This window comes from Ensifer sp. LC384 (genome assembly GCF_001695865.1).
Lineage (GTDB): Bacteria > Pseudomonadota > Alphaproteobacteria > Rhizobiales > Rhizobiaceae > Ensifer.
Map to the genome: position 1 here is coordinate 1 of NZ_MBST01000081.1, position 552 is coordinate 552.

1 protein-coding gene is annotated in these 552 nt (G+C 65.0%); it reads right to left on the bottom strand.

Features of this window, described 5'->3' with window-relative positions; genetic code table 11:
- On the bottom strand, positions 1-419 hold a 419-nt coding region (locus BC363_RS31920), incomplete at its 3' end, for an FAD-dependent oxidoreductase (protein WP_141690517.1).
- Positions 420-552 lie beyond the last annotated feature (133 nt).

Sequence of the window (552 nt, forward strand, 5' to 3'; positions counted from 1 at the left end):
ACCAGACGGAAGGCCTGCGTCTCCTTGTCGACATCGGCAAGCGTGGCGCCCGGCTCGACCCAGGCCCTCTTCGTCGTCGCATCGACGCGCACCGACTTCATCGGTGTGAGATCGATCATTAGGCCGCCGTCGCAGACCGCATTGCCAGCAATGTTGTGCCCGCCGCCGCGCACCGCGACGAGCAACTGGTTCTCCGCCGCGAAGCGAACCGCATTGACGGCATCGGCGGCCCCGGCGCATTGCACGATCAGCCCGGGCCGCCGGTCGATCATCCCATTCCAGATCGTGCGCGCCTCATCATAGGATGCGTTGCCCGCATTCAGGACGCGCCCGCGCAACCGACCCGCGAGTGCCTCGATGGCCGCGGCGGCGATTGTTGTTTTTCCTGCATGCAGATTGGTGAGGCTCATATCGATCATGATTCGCTCATCCCTGGTAAACCTTTGCCCCAGCGGCGCGGTATTCTGCGCCTGTGCCGGGCGACCGACAAGCGTGGCAGGTCACTGCCAGCTATACTCCTTTGGGGTGATCTGGCGGCGCGGGCCAACCGGG